The 18666-nt window shown below is 40.4% G+C and carries 18 protein-coding genes; 3 read left to right on the forward strand and 15 right to left on the reverse strand.

What is annotated here, in order from left to right:
* Positions 1-4: 4 nt before the first annotated feature.
* Positions 5-1000, forward strand: coding sequence for a 4-hydroxy-3-methylbut-2-enyl diphosphate reductase (locus CFT42_RS02200; protein WP_088808988.1), 996 nt, complete (start codon positions 5-7; stop codon positions 998-1000).
* Positions 1001-1686: 686 nt separating this feature from the next.
* On the opposite strand, the gene CFT42_RS02205 is transcribed toward CFT42_RS02200, so the two are convergent.
* From CFT42_RS02205 to CFT42_RS02250, 10 genes are all read right to left on the reverse strand, one after another.
* The gene (locus tag CFT42_RS02205; protein WP_088815274.1) at positions 1687-2808 is read right to left on the reverse strand and encodes a Nif3-like dinuclear metal center hexameric protein; all 1122 of its coding nucleotides are present in this window, start codon (positions 2806-2808) and stop codon (positions 1687-1689) included.
* Positions 2805-3506, reverse strand: coding sequence for a tRNA (adenine(22)-N(1))-methyltransferase (locus tag CFT42_RS02210; protein WP_088815275.1), 702 nt, complete (start codon positions 3504-3506; stop codon positions 2805-2807). Before CFT42_RS02210 ends, CFT42_RS02205 begins: the two co-directional genes overlap by 4 nt.
* 67 nt (positions 3507-3573) lie before the next feature.
* Entirely contained in the window at positions 3574-4689 is a 1116-nt protein-coding gene (gene rpoD / locus CFT42_RS02215) for an RNA polymerase sigma factor RpoD (RefSeq protein ID WP_088808991.1), read from the reverse strand.
* Between the two features lie 70 nt (positions 4690-4759).
* The gene (gene dnaG / locus CFT42_RS02220) at positions 4760-6649 is read right to left on the reverse strand and encodes a DNA primase (protein WP_088815276.1); all 1890 of its coding nucleotides are present in this window, start codon (positions 6647-6649) and stop codon (positions 4760-4762) included.
* Complete coding sequence (locus tag CFT42_RS02225; protein ID WP_088808993.1) at positions 6633-7103, reverse strand: YaiI/YqxD family protein; 471 nt, start codon at positions 7101-7103, stop codon at positions 6633-6635. The genes dnaG and CFT42_RS02225 overlap by 17 nt, the downstream gene beginning before the upstream one ends.
* A gap of 172 nt (positions 7104-7275) precedes the next feature.
* Positions 7276-8100, reverse strand: coding sequence for a pyruvate, water dikinase regulatory protein (locus CFT42_RS02230; protein ID WP_088815277.1), 825 nt, complete (start codon positions 8098-8100; stop codon positions 7276-7278).
* Positions 8101-8167: 67 nt separating this feature from the next.
* Positions 8168-10234, reverse strand: coding sequence for a glycine--tRNA ligase subunit beta (gene glyS, locus CFT42_RS02235; protein WP_088815278.1), 2067 nt, complete (start codon positions 10232-10234; stop codon positions 8168-8170).
* Positions 10227-11111: a glycine--tRNA ligase subunit alpha gene (gene glyQ, locus CFT42_RS02240; protein WP_088808996.1), complete on the reverse strand. Its 885-nt coding sequence runs from the start codon at positions 11109-11111 to the stop codon at positions 10227-10229. The genes glyS and glyQ overlap by 8 nt, the downstream gene beginning before the upstream one ends.
* 277 nt (positions 11112-11388) lie before the next feature.
* Positions 11389-12156 carry a DNA repair protein RecO gene (gene recO, locus CFT42_RS02245; RefSeq protein WP_088815279.1) on the reverse strand — a complete coding sequence of 256 codons (768 nt, stop codon included), beginning with the start codon at positions 12154-12156 and terminating at the stop codon, positions 11389-11391.
* Between the two features lie 176 nt (positions 12157-12332).
* Positions 12333-12767 (reverse strand): SMI1/KNR4 family protein, encoded by a 435-nt coding sequence (locus CFT42_RS02250; protein ID WP_088815280.1) that lies wholly within the window; start codon positions 12765-12767, stop codon positions 12333-12335.
* Positions 12768-13036: 269 nt separating this feature from the next.
* Here CFT42_RS02250 and CFT42_RS02255 point away from each other — a divergent pair, with 269 nt between their 5' ends.
* Both CFT42_RS02255 and CFT42_RS02260 read left to right on the forward strand, forming a co-directional pair.
* Entirely contained in the window at positions 13037-13636 is a 600-nt protein-coding gene (locus CFT42_RS02255; RefSeq protein WP_088815281.1) for a DUF4352 domain-containing protein, read from the forward strand.
* Positions 13637-13707: 71 nt separating this feature from the next.
* Entirely contained in the window at positions 13708-13974 is a 267-nt protein-coding gene (locus tag CFT42_RS02260; RefSeq protein ID WP_088815282.1) for a hypothetical protein, read from the forward strand.
* 354 nt (positions 13975-14328) lie between these two features.
* Here the strand turns inward: CFT42_RS02260 and era are convergent, their stop codons facing one another.
* The 5 genes from era to CFT42_RS02285 are packed head-to-tail and all read right to left on the reverse strand — an operon-like array spanning position 14329 to position 18665.
* On the reverse strand, positions 14329-15234 hold the full coding sequence (gene era / locus CFT42_RS02265; protein WP_088815283.1) for a GTPase Era: 906 nt from the start codon (positions 15232-15234) through the stop codon (positions 14329-14331).
* Positions 15218-15628 (reverse strand): cytidine deaminase, encoded by a 411-nt coding sequence (locus CFT42_RS02270; protein ID WP_088809005.1) that lies wholly within the window; start codon positions 15626-15628, stop codon positions 15218-15220. Before CFT42_RS02270 ends, era begins: the two co-directional genes overlap by 17 nt.
* Positions 15629-15647: 19 nt before the next feature.
* Positions 15648-16040, reverse strand: a complete 393-nt coding sequence (locus CFT42_RS02275; RefSeq protein ID WP_088809006.1) for a diacylglycerol kinase family protein — start codon at positions 16038-16040, stop codon at positions 15648-15650.
* On the reverse strand, positions 16018-16494 hold the full coding sequence (gene ybeY, locus CFT42_RS02280; protein ID WP_088809007.1) for an rRNA maturation RNase YbeY: 477 nt from the start codon (positions 16492-16494) through the stop codon (positions 16018-16020). The genes CFT42_RS02275 and ybeY overlap by 23 nt, the downstream gene beginning before the upstream one ends.
* Positions 16491-18665: an HD family phosphohydrolase gene (locus CFT42_RS02285; protein ID WP_088815284.1), complete on the reverse strand. Its 2175-nt coding sequence runs from the start codon at positions 18663-18665 to the stop codon at positions 16491-16493. The genes ybeY and CFT42_RS02285 overlap by 4 nt, the downstream gene beginning before the upstream one ends.
* Position 18666: the final 1 nt, after the last annotated feature.

Raw genomic sequence — 18666 nt, forward strand, 5'->3', positions numbered from 1 at the left:
TTCAATGGAAATTATCAAAATTAGCCCACGCGGTTATTGTTACGGTGTTGTCGATGCAATGGTCATTGCTAAAAACGCTTCGCTTGATCCAAATTTGCCACGTCCTATTCATATTTTAGGTATGATTGTTCATAATAAACATGTCACCGATGCATTTGAAGAAATTGGAATCTACACGGTTGACGGAGAAAATCGGGAAGCTATTCTCGAAAAAATTGATACAGGAACTGTTATTTTCACGGCACACGGTACTTCCCCTCGCGTAAAAAAAATCGCACAAGAAAAGGGACTTGTAACGATTGATGCCACTTGTCCTGACGTTATGCGCACATATGACCTCATTTTAGAGAAAAAAAGAGAAGGCTATCACGTTATTTATATCGGTAAAAAAGGCCACCCAGAGCCAGAAGGCGCCTACGGGACTGCCCCTGACATCGTTCACCTTGTTGAAACAGCGGCCGATATTGATGCTTTAAACCTTTCTTCTGAAAAAATATTCGTAACGAATCAGACGACAATGAGCCAGTGGGACGTCCTCGATTTGATGGACTACATTCAAACCTTGTACCCACAAGCAGAAAATCATAAAGAAATTTGTATGGCGACACAAACACGCCAAGAAGCCGTTGCAGAACAAGCTGTCGGCGCTGACGTCACAATTGTTGTAGGCGACCCGCGGAGCAATAACACGAATCGTCTCGCCCAAGTTTCGATTGAAAAAGCTTTAGTCCCCGCATATCGAGTGGCCGATGTGAGCGAAATTAATTTAGATTGGCTTAAAGATGCTAAAAAAGTGGCGATAACTGCTGGTGCTAGCACGCCAACACATATTATCCGAGAAGTGCTCGTCTTTTTAGACCAGTACGAACCAGATGACCCCACAACTTGGGAACGCCACCACCAAATAAGCGCCGAAGCCATTCTACCGCGTGCCAAAAAGAAAAACATGGAAGAAAAACGCCGCGCCCGATTAGAACATTTAAAAAACGGCGGTCGATAAAAAATAAGCATAAACCCAGTAAAAACCATTTCTGAAATGGAATCACTACTGGATTTATGCTTTTTGTTTTGTTTTAATATATGCTCTAATTGTGCTTTAACTTTTTATTTGGCTAAACATACAGTTCATAGGACATAGATTAAAACTCCATTCAAGATGATGTAGCCTATTCAGGTCTAACAACATTTACATTTCACAATACATAGATTAAGACCACATGGGCAATCTATTTATCTTTAGCCCAGCCACATTTACATTTCACAATACATAGATTAAAACTACAGTGCGGAGCGCTATTTAAGCTATATTTACGAATTTACATTTCACAATACATAGATTAAAACACAGGTGCATCGAAACGACGGCCAATCGCTCAGGCGATTTACATTTCACAATACATAGATTAAAACAGGTACCCTCGTGACTCTTACTCCCATCATAGCTCAAAAGTGATTTTCTGTCGACCCCCGGATTTTTGGAGAAAAATGGAGTAGAAAAAGAAAGTCATTGTCTCTCTTTCCGCCATCTTCCCTTCTCCCGCAATGAATTCCGGATTTCTGTCGATGTCCCAGCATTTTCACATTACTAGACATCGACAGATTGAATTAAAAATTTACTCTAATGACATTGAAAGAGCGTTGCTTTCCCACTGCCTGAGTTGCCGCTTTAAAAAATTAATTTCGTTTTCATAAGAACGTGAACGGATCAGTATCGACTTCTGAAATGATAAAATCAGCCTCATACTTTAGATTTTCCGCCCTTTTTTCAAATTCCGTTTTTAAATAACGTTTCATCACTTTTTCAATATTATGCCCCGCATCAATCGTAGGTAAATCAATCGCAAGTAAGTCGTGCCCTGTATGATAATAAATATCTCCTGTCACGAAAACATCGGCGCCGCTTCGCTTGACGTCATGAATAAACTTATTTCCGTCACCGCCAATTACAGCCACTTTTTTAACAAGCTTACTAGGATCACCTATGAAACGAACATGGTCAATCGCAAGTGCACCTTTTAAATCTTCGATGAAAGCTTCGATGCTTTTTTCTTTTTTTAGCGTACCAATTCGGCCGAGTCCTTTTGTTTCCTGCAAGTTTTGCAGGTGAACTAAATCAATCGCTGGCTCCTCGTAGGGGTGAGAAGTGCGTACTGCTTTTACGACCTTGTCAGCTGCGCTAGAAGGGACTACGGCTTCTAGTTTGACCTCAGAGACGGCTGTTAACTCCCCTTTTTCACCAATCGTAGGGTTCGCTTTTTCACTTGGTTTAAACTCTCCCGTTCCGAGTGTGCGGAAGCTGCATTCCTCGTATTCTGCACCAATCTTGCCGGCCCCGTTATGCATGAGCGCTAACCGCACATGTTCAGCGCTGTCTTCGGGCACATAAACGGCAATCTTCATATAGTTTTCGCTGTGTGTAGGCACAATGATTTCCGTATTTTCGAGTGCTAAAAGTTCCGCCAAAATATCGTTAACCCCACCGTCCGCGATATCCAAATTGGTGTGCGCCGCATATACGATAATGTCATGCTTAATCAGCTTTCGAATCATGCGCCCCTCAGCAGTTGCCATATCAATTTTTTTGAGCGGTCGGAATAAAAACGGGTGATGTGCGATAATCATATCCACATTTTTGCTGACCGCTTCCTCCACAACGCTCTCTAAAACGTCTAAAGTAAACATGACCTTGCGTACTTTTTTGGATAAATCACCTAATTGAAGTCCGATGGGATCATTATCCATAGCAAGCTTTTTAGGTGCAATTTCTTCCAGCATGGCGACATATTCATAGCCATTTGCTACTTTCATTTGAGCACTTCCTCCACTAATTGTATTTTTTTGGTAAGTTCTTTCATTTTATCCGCATTTTGTTCACTTTCCTGCCCATTTTGAAGCCCTGCAACAATCCGTTGCCAATTCGCTAGCTCGTGTTGCCATTTTGCGACAAAAACATCATTTTTTTCCGTTAAGAGAAATGGACCAAGCAGACGCTCCTTATCCGTATAGCGCGCTGCCCTTTCTGTTTTCTCTAAAACAAGAATTTCATACGTTTTATTATCTTCGCGTAAAATCGCTTCCGAAATAAGCTTAAAGTAATTGTTTTCCGCCCACTCGCGAATTTGCCAAGCGCCAATGTTAGGCTGCAAAATGAGTCGCCTAACGGAGGTCAATTTTTGTGGTTCCGCTTCTAAAATCGTCCGAATTAATGTGCCACCCATGCCAGCAATGACGACCGTATCAATGGCATCCGCCGACGTTATGACTGCCAAGCCATCACCAAAACGCACGTCAATTTTTCCTGACAGTTCCGCTTTTATGACTTGTTCTTGCGCCGATTCAAACGGGCCTTTGGCGACTTCACCTGCCACTGCAAAGCTTGCTATTTCATTTAAAATCGCGTAACAAGGCAAATAAGCGTGGTCGCTACCGATATCAGCAATTCGGCTGCCTTTAGGTATGTAATTTGCCACACAAGTGAGGCGGTTTGATAGTTTTTGCTCGTTCATTATGACACTCCCTATAAAAAGGAGGCCGGAACTAGGCATAAAAAAGCCCAGTCCAAACCTCTTATTTTTATTCCAAAAAGTCTTTCAACTGTTTGCTTCTACTTGGATGACGAAGCTTCCGAAGTGCTTTCGCTTCGATTTGACGAATGCGCTCACGCGTTACGCCAAATACGCGGCCCACTTCTTCTAGCGTGCGCGTGCGACCGTCATCTAGGCCAAAGCGCAAGCGAAGTACGTTTTCCTCACGGTCCGTAAGCGTATCAAGTACATCTTCTAGTTGTTCTTTTAAAAGCTCATATGCCGCATGATCAGACGGTGATGTCGCTTCTTGATCTTCAATAAAATCACCTAAGTGAGAATCGTCCTCTTCACCAATTGGCGTTTCAAGTGATACTGGCTCTTGCGCGATTTTAAGGATTTCACGAACTTTTTCAGTCGGCAAATCCATTTCTTCTCCGATTTCTTCTGGTGACGGATCGCGTCCTAAATCTTGAAGTAAGGAACGTTGCACACGAATTAATTTATTGATGGTTTCAACCATATGCACCGGAATCCGGATTGTACGTGCTTGGTCAGCGATAGCACGGGTGATAGCTTGTCTAATCCACCACGTAGCATACGTACTAAACTTAAATCCTTTGTTGAAATCAAATTTTTCAACAGCTTTCATTAAGCCCATGTTTCCTTCTTGAATCAAATCGAGGAAAAGCATACCGCGACCAACGTAACGTTTCGCAATACTTACAACCAGTCGTAAGTTCGCCTCAGCTAAGCGACCTTTCGCTTCAATATCGCCTGCTTCGATGCGCTTTGCGAGCGCGATTTCTTCATCCGCTGACAAAAGGTCAACTCGACCGATTTCTTTTAAATACATACGGACAGGGTCATTAATTTTAACACCAGGAGGAACGCTCATATCTGTGAGGTCAAATTCTTCAGTTTCTTCTTTTACAAGCTCAGTTTCATCTGGATCTGCATCGTCATCATCATCTACGACTTCAATCCCCGCTTCCCCGAGCTGTTCCAAGTATTCGTCCATTTGCTCTGAATCTAGTGTAAAGGGAGCTAATCTAGCAGCTACTCGACTATAGGTTAAAATCCCTGTCTTTTTACCTTCTTCAACTAGGCCTTCTTTCGCTTGTTCAATCGTTTCTTGTTTTAATTCTTGTGCTTTTTCACTCATACTGCCTGTTTCCTCCTCCCAAAATACCGCGTTACGACCAACTATTAGTCATTACCATCATTTCGCGGTTTTAAAACGTTTCATCACTTGCAGAATCATAATCCTTGTTGGCAAGACTTTTTCGAAGCAAAATCACTTCGCTAGATGCCTTTATGGCGCCTTCATGGTCTTGCATGCGTATTTTCTCAGATACTTCCTGTTCTTTTTGTTTAATCTTTATTTCAAGACGATATCTTTTCATGCTTAAAATATAGTCTGAATAAGCTTCTATTGTTTGTTCTTCGGGCGACTCCAACATTTCGAGACTGGACACAACGTTTTTTAAGCGCATATCCGTCACGTAATCCATAAACCTTGAGGCACTTGCTTCATTTCCGTCTAAATAGTAGGCAATCAAATGCGTATACAGCGCCTGAAAATCATCATTATAAAAAACAAGTCCTTCTAGAAGCTGATGGATTTGGCTAAAGGCATCTTGGTTTTCAATCATTGCCTTAAGCAAATGTTGTTCCGCCACATAATGCGCCTCACGTTTTTGCTGTTCTCTTGGTCCCACATGAACAAAACTCATATCATCATCAGGCGGCGGGGCCAAATTGGCAAAATCATCAAACTGCGTTTCGCGTGGTTTCTTTCGAGCCAATTCCTGCATCGCACGTTGAAGTTGCTCTTTTAAAGTTGGGATTGTAATGTCAAATTCATCGGAAAGCTGCTTTAAATAAAATTCGCGTTCGACAGCTTGGTCAATTTTGCCGATTTCAAGAAGTGCTTCATCGATGTACGCTAGGCGTTCCGTATCATTGGCCATGTTACGATTGCGGCTCAAGTAATACAATTTAAACGCCGTCCAGGTTTGCCGCTCATGCAAATAAAGCGTGTTAAATTTTTCTGCTCCGTACGTTCGAATGTATTCATCTGGGTCTTTTCCGCTCGGCAGACTAAGGACGAAAATTTCCATTCTGCCTTGTGCAAGCAGATTCCCCGCCTTAAAAGCCGCCTCAATTCCCGCGCGGTCTCCGTCATAACAAATAACAGCACGATTCGCCACGCGTTTAATCAGCCCAATATGCTCTTCCGTCAAACTGGTCCCCATCGAAGCCACACCGTTTAAAAGCCCCGCTTCACTCACCGAAATCACGTCCATAAACCCTTCCAAAAGGATTACTTCCTCGTGTTTTCGAATCGCCTGGCGACCTTCTGAAAAATGATACAAGAGCTTTCTTTTGTTAAAAATGGGCGTTTCCGGGCTATTTAAATATTTTGGACCGTCTTCCTGATTATATAACCTGCCAGAAAAGCCAACTAGCTGCCCTCTGTCATCCGTAATCGGAAACATAATTCGATTGCGAAAGCGGTCCACAATTTTGCCGTCATCGCGCTCAGAAAGCAGACCAGCCGCTACCGCCAAATGCAAATCCATCTCGCGCTTTTCAAAAAAAGACGTCAGCGTCGCATGTTGATTCGGCGCAAAACCAATTTGAAAAGTCTGAATGAGTTCCTCGCTCATGCCGCGTTCCTTCAAATAATTTAAAGCCTCTAAACCTTCTTCGGTTTCCAAAAGCAAATAATGATAAAGCTTAGCCGCAAGCTGATGCATATCTATCATTTTATGTGTTTCGCTTGTTTCCTTAGGTGCCGACAAAGTTTCATAGCTTGTAAGTTTGGGGAAATCCACATCAATATGGCCTAGTTCCGCCACTTTATGAACGGCTTCCGTGAAAGTTAAGTGATCATGTTCCATTAAAAAGGAAAATACATTGCCGCCTTTTCCGCAACCAAAGCAGTGAAAAATTTGCTTTTCAGGTGAAACGGAAAAAGATGGCGTTTTTTCCCCGTGAAAAGGACATAAGCCAATATAATTTCGTCCTTGTTTTTTAAGCTGTACGTAGTTACCAATAATATCGACAATATCCGTCTGATTCCGAATGCGGTCAATCGTTTCTTCAGGAATCCTTTTCATTTTTTATCGTCAACTCCACTTTATTTTCTAAAAAATCACGAACATTTTGGTAAAAACGAATATGATCTTGGTCCGTCATCGCTTTTGGTCCTTTGCTATACTTCCCAAGTTTGCGCTCTTTGCGTCTGTCGTTACGCTGTTCGAGCATCATCGTCATTCTTTCTTCCAAGTAAATCTCACCTCGGTTTGAAAAAACAATACATTTTGTGAGCAACATGCTTGCGAGCCCAATATCCTGCGTGACGATAATATCTCCTTTTTGAGCTAAATTGACAATCCGGATATCTGCAGATTCCTTTTCTGTATCTACATAAATCCAAGTTTCATCGGTTTCTGTGCTTCTATAATGGTTATAAGAAGCGACATAAATAACTTCAAGCTGAAAATCTTTAGCGAGCTGATTAATTTCTGCCTTTACGGGGCATGCATCTGCATCCACAATTATTTTTGGCAAATCATTCCCTCCTTTTCAGCTGATGACAAACGAAAAAACGAGCTGATAACCCGTTTTTATGCATAACAATTTTACATGTAGCAAAATTGCATTATACGCGATTAAAATCTTATTTTCAAGCTTAAAAATCGCGTATAATATATATATTCGACATAAAAGTTAAAATTCCTTCTTATAAATCAAATTTTTCTTCATCAAGTTGACCAATGTGACTTAAAATTTCATTTGCAGTCTCCTCAACGGCTTTATTTGTCACATCGAGTACGAAACAACCCAATTTATCCGTCAACTTTTTGAAAAATTTGAGCTCCTCGTCAATCCGGTCGCCACTGGAATACATTCCTTTTCCGCTTAACCCCATGGAAATTAATCGTTCAGAACGAATTTGATTTAATTTTTTCTTGTTAATTTTAAGCCCGATAATTTTTTTCGGGTCAATTTCAAACAGTTCTTCTGGAATGCTTGCTTCTGGCACAATTGGAATATTGGTAATTTTTAACCCTTTTAAAGCTAAATATTGGGATAAAGGCGTTTTAGATGTTCGCGAAATCCCGATTAGAACGTAATCCGCCTGCAAGATGCCTCGCGGGTTTCTCCCGTCATCATTTTCTACCGCAAATTCAATCGCAGCTACTTTGTTGAAATAAGCTTCATCTAACGAGCGGACGCGACCTGGCTCAGATAGCGGCTTAATTTTATACGTTTTTTCAAGTTGTGCTAGAAGTGGACCGAAAATATCAATAATCGGTACCCCGTAAGCTTCTGCGGTTTCATTTAACCGAGTGCGTACTTCTTCTAAAACGACTGTATGCACAATGATGCCATTGTTAACAGCTACTAAATCAATAATTTCTTCAATCATTTCAATCGAGTCAACATGATGAAAGCGGTGAATGAATTTTGGGGTTTGTCCAAACTGAGCAAGAGCAGCTCGTGTTACAAGTTCAGCAGTTTCACCAGTTGAATCGGAAACGACATAAACGGCTGGTTGGGTCATTAAACTCGTCTCCTTTAAAAAGCAGGAACTCCCATTTCTAGAAAAATTCCTGCTTCATTTTATATATTTATTTTACCTGAATTTCATCCATTTGTGCAAATTCGCGGATAAAGGTTGAAAGCTCAACAAGGAGCGCTAGACGATTTGCTTTTAAGGCCTCATTTTCACTCATGACTAACGTATTCTCAAAATAAGCATCGATAATCGGGCGAATTTTAGCAAAGCGTTTCAGTCGCTCAACGATGGTCATGTTTGGATAATCATGTTTTAACTCTTGCACGCTCTCAAAGAGTTCTTTTTCATACTCGTTTTCAAACAAGTTTGGATTAACGGGTTCATGGTCATCATATTTTTTCGCAATATTTGTCACACGTGTTAAAGCCTCAACAGTAGGTCGGAACCAGTCATCTTGCGCCGATTCATTTAATACTTTTGCGCTGTTGATTACTTCTGGGATGCGATTTGGCTCACCGCCGACAACCGCTTCAATAATATCTTGACGCACATCATGACCGCGTAAAATGGCACGTAGGCGGTTTTTCATGAAGTTTTGCGCCACTTGATAAACTTCTTCGCCCGGTAAATCTGAGAAGCCTTCTTTGCGCTCAATGCCTACAATTTCAGCAAGTACTTCTGCAAATGGCAAATTCCACTCGTTCGCTTGAATAATTCGCATGACACCAAACGCGCTACGGCGAAGACTAAATGGATCAGCTGAACCAGTTGGAATAATATTAATACAGAAGAAGCTAACGAGCGTTTCTAATTTATCGGCCACAGCAATTAGTCCACCTAAATCTGATTGTGGCAGTTCTCCTTCAGACGAAATTGGCATGTAGTGTTCACGAATTGCTGTAGCCACAGCATCATTTTCGCCTTGAAGCTTGGCGTATTTTTCTCCCATAATGCCTTGTAATTCAGGGAACTCACCGACAATATTCGTGACTAAATCAAATTTGTAAATATCCGTCACGCGGTAAATATCTTTTTTCTCTTCTTCCGCCCAGTCCAAGTAATCAGCAAGCAGTAATGCTACTTTCTGAACACGCTTCATTTTTTCAGTCAATGAGCCTAGACGTTCATGAAAGACGATATTTTTGAGCTTATGAACAGCCTCGTCAATCGTCATTTTTAAATCTTCTTGATAGAAGAAATCCGCATCTGACAACCGAGCGCGCAGTACTTTTTCGTTTCCTTTTTGCACGGTTTCCAAGTTTTCATGGTTTCCGTTACGAACCGTCACAAAATGCGGCAACAAGCTGTTATCCTCGCTAAATACTGGGAAATAACGTTGATGCTCTTTCATTGTTGTAATTAAAACTTCTTCTGGCAGCGCCAAATATTCATTTTCAAAATTACCAAATAAAACGGTCGGATATTCGACAAGATTGTTGACTTCTTCTAGTAAATCCGCATCGGCCGGAATTTTCCAGTTCTGAATAGTTTCGATTTCCGCAATTTGTTCGCGAATCGCATCTTTCCTTGCTTCCGCATCAACTACAACAAATTGTTCAAGGAGTACTTTTTCATAATCAGATGGCGTTTTCACAACCGCAGACTTGCCGAGGAAGCGATGCCCCCGCGTTTCATTTCCCGTTTTCACACCTGCCACTTCAAACGGGATAATTTCGGTATCGAATAACGCGATAAGCCATTTAATCGGCCGAATGTAGCGCAAATCGCAGTCTGCCCAGTGCATGCTAACCGGGAAAGTCATGTCTGTTACGATTTTTTGGAATTCAGAGAGTAAATCAAGCGTTTTAAGGCCTTTTACTTCTTTTTTGATATAGATATACTCGACGCCTTTTATTTCCCGAAAAATAAAGTCATCTGGCGTAACGCCTTGACTTCTAGCGAATCCTTGTGCGGCTTTGGACCAGTCACCGTTTTCATCGAAAGCGATTTTTTTAGCTGGTCCTTTTGCTTCTTCGATTTGGTCTTCTTGCTTCGTGGCAACGTTTTTCGCCAAAATTGTGAGGCGTCTTGGCGAAGAATACGTTTGAATCGCTTCAACAGCAATTTTTTTCTCTTTAAACCAGTCTGCAGCGCGTTCTTTTAGCTGCTCTACAGAAGCCGTAATATATTTAGCGGGCATTTCTTCAAGCCCGATTTCAAGTAAAAAGTCTTTATTCATGGTTTTGTTCCTCCTTTATTAAAGGGAAGCCAAGTTTTTCGCGTTCCTCGTAAAAGGTGCGTGCAATTCGTCTTGCGAGATTTCGAATTCGGCCAATGTACTGCGCGCGCTCTGTTACAGATACGACACCTCTTGCATCGAGCAAGTTAAAGGTGTGCGAGCATTTTAGCACGTAGTCATATGCCGGGAAAACGAGCCCTTCGCCCATTTGGTTGCCTGCTTCGCGTTCATATGTGTCAAACAGCGATAATAGCATTTCAGTATTGGACGTTTCAAACGCATATTTGGAATTTTCATATTCAGCTTGATAGAAAATATCGCGATAGGTGATGCCTTCTGTCCATTCCAAATCAAAAACATTTTCCTCATCTTGAATGTAGCTTGCTAAACGCTCCAAGCCGTACGTAATTTCCGATGTGACCGGCGAACATTCCAACCCACCTACTTGTTGAAAATAAGTGAATTGAGTGATTTCCATCCCGTCAAGCCATACTTCCCAGCCTAGACCAGCACAGCCTAGTGAAGGATTCTCCCAATTGTCCTCAACGAAGCGAATATCATGTTCTAACGGATTAATGCCTAGCTTTTCAAGCGAGCCAAGATAAAGCTCTTGAATATTGTCTGGTGACGGCTTCATCACAACTTGGAACTGGTGGTGTTGGAACAAGCGGTTAGGATTTTCTCCGTAACGACCGTCAGCTGGACGGCGCGATGGTTCCACGTAACCCGCTTTCCAAGGTTCTGGTCCGATTGCTTTTAAGAACGTATACGGACTCATCGTTCCGGCTCCTTTTTCAACATCATAGGATTGTAGCATGATACAACCTTGTTCTGACCAATAATCTTGCAATGTGCGAATCATTTTTTGTAAATTCATTTTTAGCACCTCCAAAGTTTTACGGCCATATAAAAACTCTCGTCTCTATATGCCATGACAACATATAGGGACGAGAGTTATCTCGCGGTTCCACCCTACTTGGAATTGTTAAATTCCCACCTTGATTTCGTCTGTACTCCGAAACGCCTTTTCAAAACAAGATTTCACTTGGCTCTCACCTACCCAAGTTCGCTAAATAAAGAGCTTGTTTCTACTTTTTTTCATCAACGTACCTATTTAAATCTTATTTACAAGATACTTCATTTTTCTAGCTTTGTCAATCGCTATCTTCCTTCTTTAACATGTGATCCCACTTCGACATATCACGCAAAAAACGCTTGCTTTTCAAAAATAGCCCCGTTTTTTCCTCGTAATACGTATCAATAGTTTTTTCAAGCAAGGCCTTCGTTTCTGGCTTCACATTAATTTCGCCAAGGCGATCAAGCTTGAAAATATAAAATAGACGCAAAAGTTTCACAACATTTTCAGGTAAATGCAACCGATAATGGTCTTTTTCAAAACAGCGGTGGCAAACTAGACCGTCTGCGTGCGTTGAAAAATCGAAATGTCCGGAAGTAGCCCCACAAATCGCACATTTATCCATAACGGGGTAAAGTCCTAAAACATTCAACATTTTCATTTCAAAAATCTGCACTAAAATTTGCGCATCATAGCCTTCATCAATGTCGTTTAGAATCTCTGAAACAAGTTCGTATATATAAGCGTTTGGTTTCCGCTCTTCTACTGCTTTATCGAGTAGCTCACAAACGTAAGCGGCGTACGCGGTTAAAAAAATATCTGTTTGGATATCTGAAAAGTTATGAATCAAATCACCTTGCTGGAGTGTCACGAGCCCTCTATTTCCGAAAAAAGTAAAGCTTCCTTGTGTAAACGGTTGTGTCACGGCGGCAAGACGACTTTGTCCTTTTTTAGCCCCACGCGCAACCATTCCGATTTTCCCGAATTCACGCGTATAAACGACAACGATTTTATCAGACTCCCGGTAATTGCTAGCACGCAAAACAATGCCTTCACATTTTTCCAAAAAGAACACCTCCCCAAGCTTTTATTATACACGGAAAAGGCATATTCTAAAAGCTCCTTATTATCTTTAATCCATATAAAAAACATACCATCGATTAAGGGAATGGTATGTTTTTATAGACGACACATTTAGCGACAATAACCAAAAATATTTTTTGCCTAGTAAAGAGGCACTAGCTAATTGGGTAAATCAATATAATAATTATCGTCTTTCATTATTTTTTCTAGGAACTCTTTTAATGAGTTAGCGATTTTAATATCATAATAAAAGATAGGATTTTCTTGCGTCTCATGAATACCAATTGAAATTAGTGCTGATTCATTTGCTTCAAAAAAAATCAATTTACCATCTTCATATTCATCATATATCTCTATATCTGGATAGACCTCAAAGTCTCCTGCTCGCTTACGAAAATCTCGAACAGATTCTGGATCCATTAATCTATTGATATTATACTCACTACCAGAAAAAAATCCATAACCTACTTCATTATAAAATTGTTTGAGTTCTGTAGGAAACCCCATTTTTAAATCTGCTTCAACCTTTCCGACCTCTTGTCCATCTAAAGTATAAAACGTGTTTCCTTTTTTACGTACAAATTCAAAAGACATCTATTTTCCTCCTTTGTCTCCCCGCCAGTTGGCGAGGTGTTCAGGATATCACCTATTATCATACATGTGTGAAAATTATAGCATGAAGCCTATGTGGAGTCTATGGATTCTGGCAAACATTCTTATTGACTATAAATCTATTAACAATTTAAATATATTACAACAAAATTAGCCTAGTTTGTTTTGGCAGGTTTTTTGGTGTATTTATAGTTCTCTAAATTGTGCGGAGATGGTACAATGTTAGTAGTATAAAAAAAGGAGACGCGCATATGATTTATTCGATTGTCATTGGATTTGTTTGCTTGATTTCGTTTGCCGCCACCATTACGGGTGTCGCACTCTTACTTTTAAAGAAAAAGAAGCTTATGGGGATTTTATTTACGAGCATTGGCGGTGCTATTTTTCTAATTAGCTGCCTGATTGGACTTAGCGCGTTTATTTATTATGTGAGCGAGCAGAATACGTCTAATGATACAGAAATCTCAAGTGATTATAATGAAGGTTATACAGATGATTATAATGATGAAGATTATATGGAGCTCTCTTTTGGTGATGAGGGGAAATCTAGTGAGGATGCGACGGTGCTTGTTAAGCAGCCTACGACGTATGAAGTTGATGAGCGTGGAATTGATAAATACTATAAAGTTGATGTCAAAATGCGCAACGATGGTAAAGAACCGATTTATGTGTCCGCTAAAGATTTTTATTTGTTCCAATATGATGCGGCTGACTACGCAGAAATAGAAAAAAAAGATTACTTTCATGAAAAGATTGAGCCTGGGAAGACAGTGAGTTTTTCGATTTATTACGAGTATTTAGGTGATGATGGTTTTCTTGAAATGGAGTACGATAATTTAATTTGGAACTAAAAGAGTTTGGTTTCTCGTATAGATTATAGAGCTTAGTGCATTTGAATTTTTACAACAAGGAGAGAGAGAACATGTTAGCCATGACAATAGGCATAAGTGTGACTATAGTAGTATTTTTTACATTTTTCGTAATAGTGGCGATTGCAATCAAAAACAGTTTTAAACGCCAAAAACAAGAGACAACGACAGATTCAGTAATGATTAATTTAACAGAGCCACAGAAAATGGAAGTATTGGATTTGATTTATCGGCAAAACAAAATTTTAGCGGTAAAGATGATTATGGATTGGCAACCTGGGGTGTCAATAGCGACTGCAAAAAATATGTGGATAATTTAAGTATGTCGGATCTTTCTAAAGTGCCCCTCCCCCATGCTTTTGAAGAGTCAACAATAAAAAAATAGCTTTTTCTAAAGAACAGGAAACTGAAATTTCATATTTAATTTTTAGAAAAAATACAATAAAAGAAGTTCAAAAAGTTTGTGAGTACCAACCACATGTCTCTTTAGAAGAAGCGAAAGAGTACATAAATGGATTGATACTCTCTGACAATGTGCATAACTGAATTCTCCAAGATTAATAATCGTAAAGACTTTTTAAATCTAATAACTGAAAAAACACAAAAGTGAATGGTGCTTCTCCTAAAAGTTTAGGAAGCCCATACGCTTTTGTGTTTTTATTTACGATTTTCTATTAATATTCATCTTGATTAAAACCATAATCCTGTAAATAATGCTCTTTGTCACGCCAATTTTTTTGGACTTTTACCCAAACTTCTAAAAATACTTTGGAACCCATTAAAAGTTCGATTTCTTTTCTTGCGCGCATGCCGATTTGTTTGAGCATTTGGCCTTGTTTGCCGATAATAATGCCTTTTTGCGTGCTGCGTTCGACAATAATTGTGGCCATGATTGTAAGCTTCTCCGTTTTCGGATTTTTTTCGATGCCTTCGATTACGACCGCCACCGAATGTGGCACTTCTTCACGTGTTAATTGAAGCACTTGCTCACGGATAAGTTCTGAGATGATGAAACGCTCTGGGTGGTCAGTGATTTGGTCTTTTGGATAGTACATCGGACCTTCATCTAAGTAATTTTTCGTTTCAGCTAGTAGATTTGGCACTTGGTCGCCTTCTAAAGCTGAAATCGGAATAATTTCCGCAAAATCGAGTAGCTCCTTATATTTTTCGATGAGCTCCACTAATTTTTCTTTGGAAATTAAATCGATTTTATTGATAAGTAGGAAAACAGGTGTTTCCACATTTTTTAATTTCTCAATAATAAATTCGTCGCCGCGGCCAAAGCCAGCTTCCGCATCGATAACAAAATAAATTAAATCGACTTCGCGAAATGTATTTAAGGCCACTTTGACCATGAAATCACCAAGTTTATGTTTGGGTTTGTGAATACCAGGCGTGTCGATAAACACTACTTGCGCATCGTCTTCCGTATAAACCCCTTGCACTTTGTTTCGGGTCGTTTGCGCTTTATCACTCATGATCGCAATTTTTTGACCTATTATTTGGTTTAAAAGCGTGGACTTTCCTACATTCGGGCGCCCAACAATCGCAACAAAACCAGACTTAAACGTATCGCTCATTATCCATATCTCCACTCGTAAAGGCGCCAGGAAGCAACTTTTCAACGGTTACTTCAACTGCATCGCCCTTTAAATTTGTTAGTACAACCGGCATGTCCTTGTCGCAAAACTCACTTATAACTTGGCGACATGCCCCGCAAGGTGAAACTGGTCCGTCTGTATCCGCCACAACAACCAGTTTTTTAAAATTCGTCTTCCCTTCTGACACAGCCTTAAAAATCGCGGTTCGCTCCGCACAATTGGTTAGCCCAAATGAGGCATTTTCAATATTGCAACCTAATACGACTTCATCATCTGCTGTAACAAGCGCAGCGCCTACTGGAAACTTGGAATACGGGACGTAAGCAAAATCACGCGCACGTTTTGCAAGTTCAACAAAATTACTTTCTTTCATACTTTAAACTCCTATCTCTTTAAAAAATAGCTAACACGTATGGTATAAAAATGATAAGTCCGATGATAAAAGACATGCTTGCGGCAATTAAAACGGCGCCTGCTGCAACATCTTTTGCTTTTTTTGCTTCGGGTGAAAAATCAGTTGTAATCGCATCGACTGCCCGTTCAATCGCGGTGTTTACCATTTCAAGAAGAATGACGACGAAAATGCAGACAAGGAGAATAAGCCACTCGGTTTTAGTCACTGAAAATGCGAAGGCGGCAATCAAGACGACAAGTGCGACTAAGAGGTGAATTCGCATATTCCGCTCTTCGGCTGCTGCCGTTTTTACTCCCGTAAAAGCATGTTTAAAAGACTCAAATAAATTGCGATTCCGCTGATATTTTCTATCTTTGTAACCCATAAGCATCCAACATTTCTTTTTGAAGTCCGAACATTTCCTTTTCGTCCTCTGGCTCGATATGGTCGTATCCGAGCAGGTGGAGCAGTCCATGTACGGCTAAAAATCCAAGTTCACGGTCGAAAGTATGTCCGTATTCGTCAGCTTGTTCTTTTGCGCGTTCAATCGAGATGATGATGTCACCAATGTTCCGTGGTAGCTCTTCTTCTGACATGATTTCCATTTCATCTTCGCCGAGTTCTTCGAGCGCAAAGGAAATCACATCGGTCGGTTGATCTTTTCCGCGATATTCACGGTTTATCTCTTGAATGCGGGGATTATCGGTTAAAGTGACTGACATTTCAATCATGCCTTCTAGTTTTAAATAATCCACAGAAAAATTTAAAATATCGCGAATAAAAGCTTGTTCTTTTTCTGAAACTTGCTCTGTTTCATCGAATAAGTCTAGTTCCAAATCACTCATTCTTTTTCCCCTTTCGAATCATCTGGATATTGAATCCGTTGATGGTAAATCCCGTTTAGCGTCCGTTTTAAGGTGTCACGAATCGTTTCAATTTCATGCAACGTAATATCGCATTCTGTAAATTGACCGTCTAAAATGCGTTCGCGAATAATGCCATCAATAATGGTACTTATTTTTTCTTTCGTTGGCACATCGCAGGATCGAACAGCGGCTTCCACACTGTCTGCAATATTAATAATCGCAATTTCCTTCGTTTGTGGCTTCGGTCCGCTGTAACGGAATTCGCTTTCGCTTACGTCAGGATGGTTTTCTTTTTCTTTTACATAAAAATATTTCAAAATTGTCGTGCCGTGATGCATCAGTGCAATATCAATAATTGGCTGTGGCATATGGTTTTCCTTTAAAATTTCTGCCCCGTCCGTTGTGTGCGCTAAAATGATATCGCGACTTTGCTTCGGTGTCAACCTATCATGCGGATTAATGCCCTGCAATTGGTTTTCCACAAAATACGGCGGGCGCAAAGTTTTACCAATATCATGATAGAAACAGCCGACTCGCACTAATAAACTATTCGCGCCAATTTCATCAGCACATGTTTCGGCTAGATTGGCGACCATCATACTATGATGATACGTTCCAGGCGCCTTCATCAAAATTTTCTTCAGCAGTGGGTGATTCGGATTCGCGAGTTCAATGAGGCGGCTCGTTGTTAAAATACCAAACAGCGTTTCAAATAAAGGAATGAGCGCCAAGCCTAACATAAATGAACCTATTCCACCTAAAAACGCGTAAAAGATGACTTGGACGGCGTTTAAACTAAGAAGAGTGGAATTATTAATCCCGAGAAGCAAAAGCGCATAGACGACGTTCAGCGCGCCCACAATCATGCCTGTTTGGAAAATTGCGATGCGGCGGCTGTAATCTTTGAGTGCGACAACGCTTGTTAACCCGCTTAAAAGAATGAAAGCGACCATCAGCACATTCATAATGCTCGTCGTGTCTGATTCAAACACGAACAAGCTCGTGATGGCAACGACAATAACGCCAAAGAAAGCAAATCGTTCGTTTAAAAGAATTTTTAGCACCATTGGCATAAACGCGGCTGGAAAAACAAAGGCAATATTCATGATATTCGCACCTTCAAGCCAGCGTATCACAAGCAAGAACACAAGCGTTGTCACATAGACACTCGTAAAAATCAAGATAGTTTGACGGCGTTTTTTAGGTGGATATTTTCTTTTCTTCGTATAAAAATAAAGTAAAAGAAAGAGTGCTAATACTAAAAATGCATATCCTGTATATTGTTTGATTGGCATTTTCTGATCAATTAAATTGAGTAACTCCAGTTGTCGGTATGTTTCTCTATCAATAATTTGCCCTTCTTGAACAATGACTTGACCTTGTAATATCTTTTCAGGGACGACATTGTCTGCGGCTTCTTTTTTACGCGCTTTTGTTTGTTCTTTATCCACCGTTTCATTTGGAATGATGGCATTTGAAACGAGCGATTTCGCGCTTGTTTTATAATTGGACGGCATAGCGGACAATTCGATTGCATCACGCGCTTGAATTTTCTTTGTATTTAAATTGCTTTCGCGAATGCGGTCGTCCATGGCACGCTTCACTTCTGAAATAACTTCGTCCTCTGTTGCTTTTAAATCGGCTTGCGTGGCGTTCAAAAGATTAATAAACGTTGCGTCCGACACATTTTCTGTTATATTTTCAGCATGATCCCCAACGAGTTTTTCCTTAAAAGATTTAAGTTTATTAGCGTCTGTTACTGGCTTTGGCACCGGCTTATTGTTCGACTCAGCTTCCGCTTTCGCCTCTTTCTCGGCATCGGCAGTTTCCGTTCTTACTTCGTTTATATAATCAAAAATCGATTCCGTGAAGGCAACTTGATTCGCCGCTGTTTCACGATTGTAAACATAAACATCCTCCACTTCGTCGCTTGCTTTCCGTTTCTCCTCTTCTGTTTTTTTCGTATCCACAACGGTTTGAGGGGAACGAATGGTTTTCTCAGAAACCGAAAACAGCTTCGCTTGATAGGACTCTGGCTTCGTAACTTGAATAAGTAAGAAATAGGATGCGAAAAAAAGAACTGCGATAAATAATGGGATGAAAAGCTTTTCTTTGTGTTTGCTATAGACATCTTGCCATTTTTGCTTCACC

The organism is Listeria goaensis, assembly GCF_900186125.1.
In the GTDB taxonomy this organism is placed as follows: domain Bacteria; phylum Bacillota; class Bacilli; order Lactobacillales; family Listeriaceae; genus Listeria; species Listeria goaensis.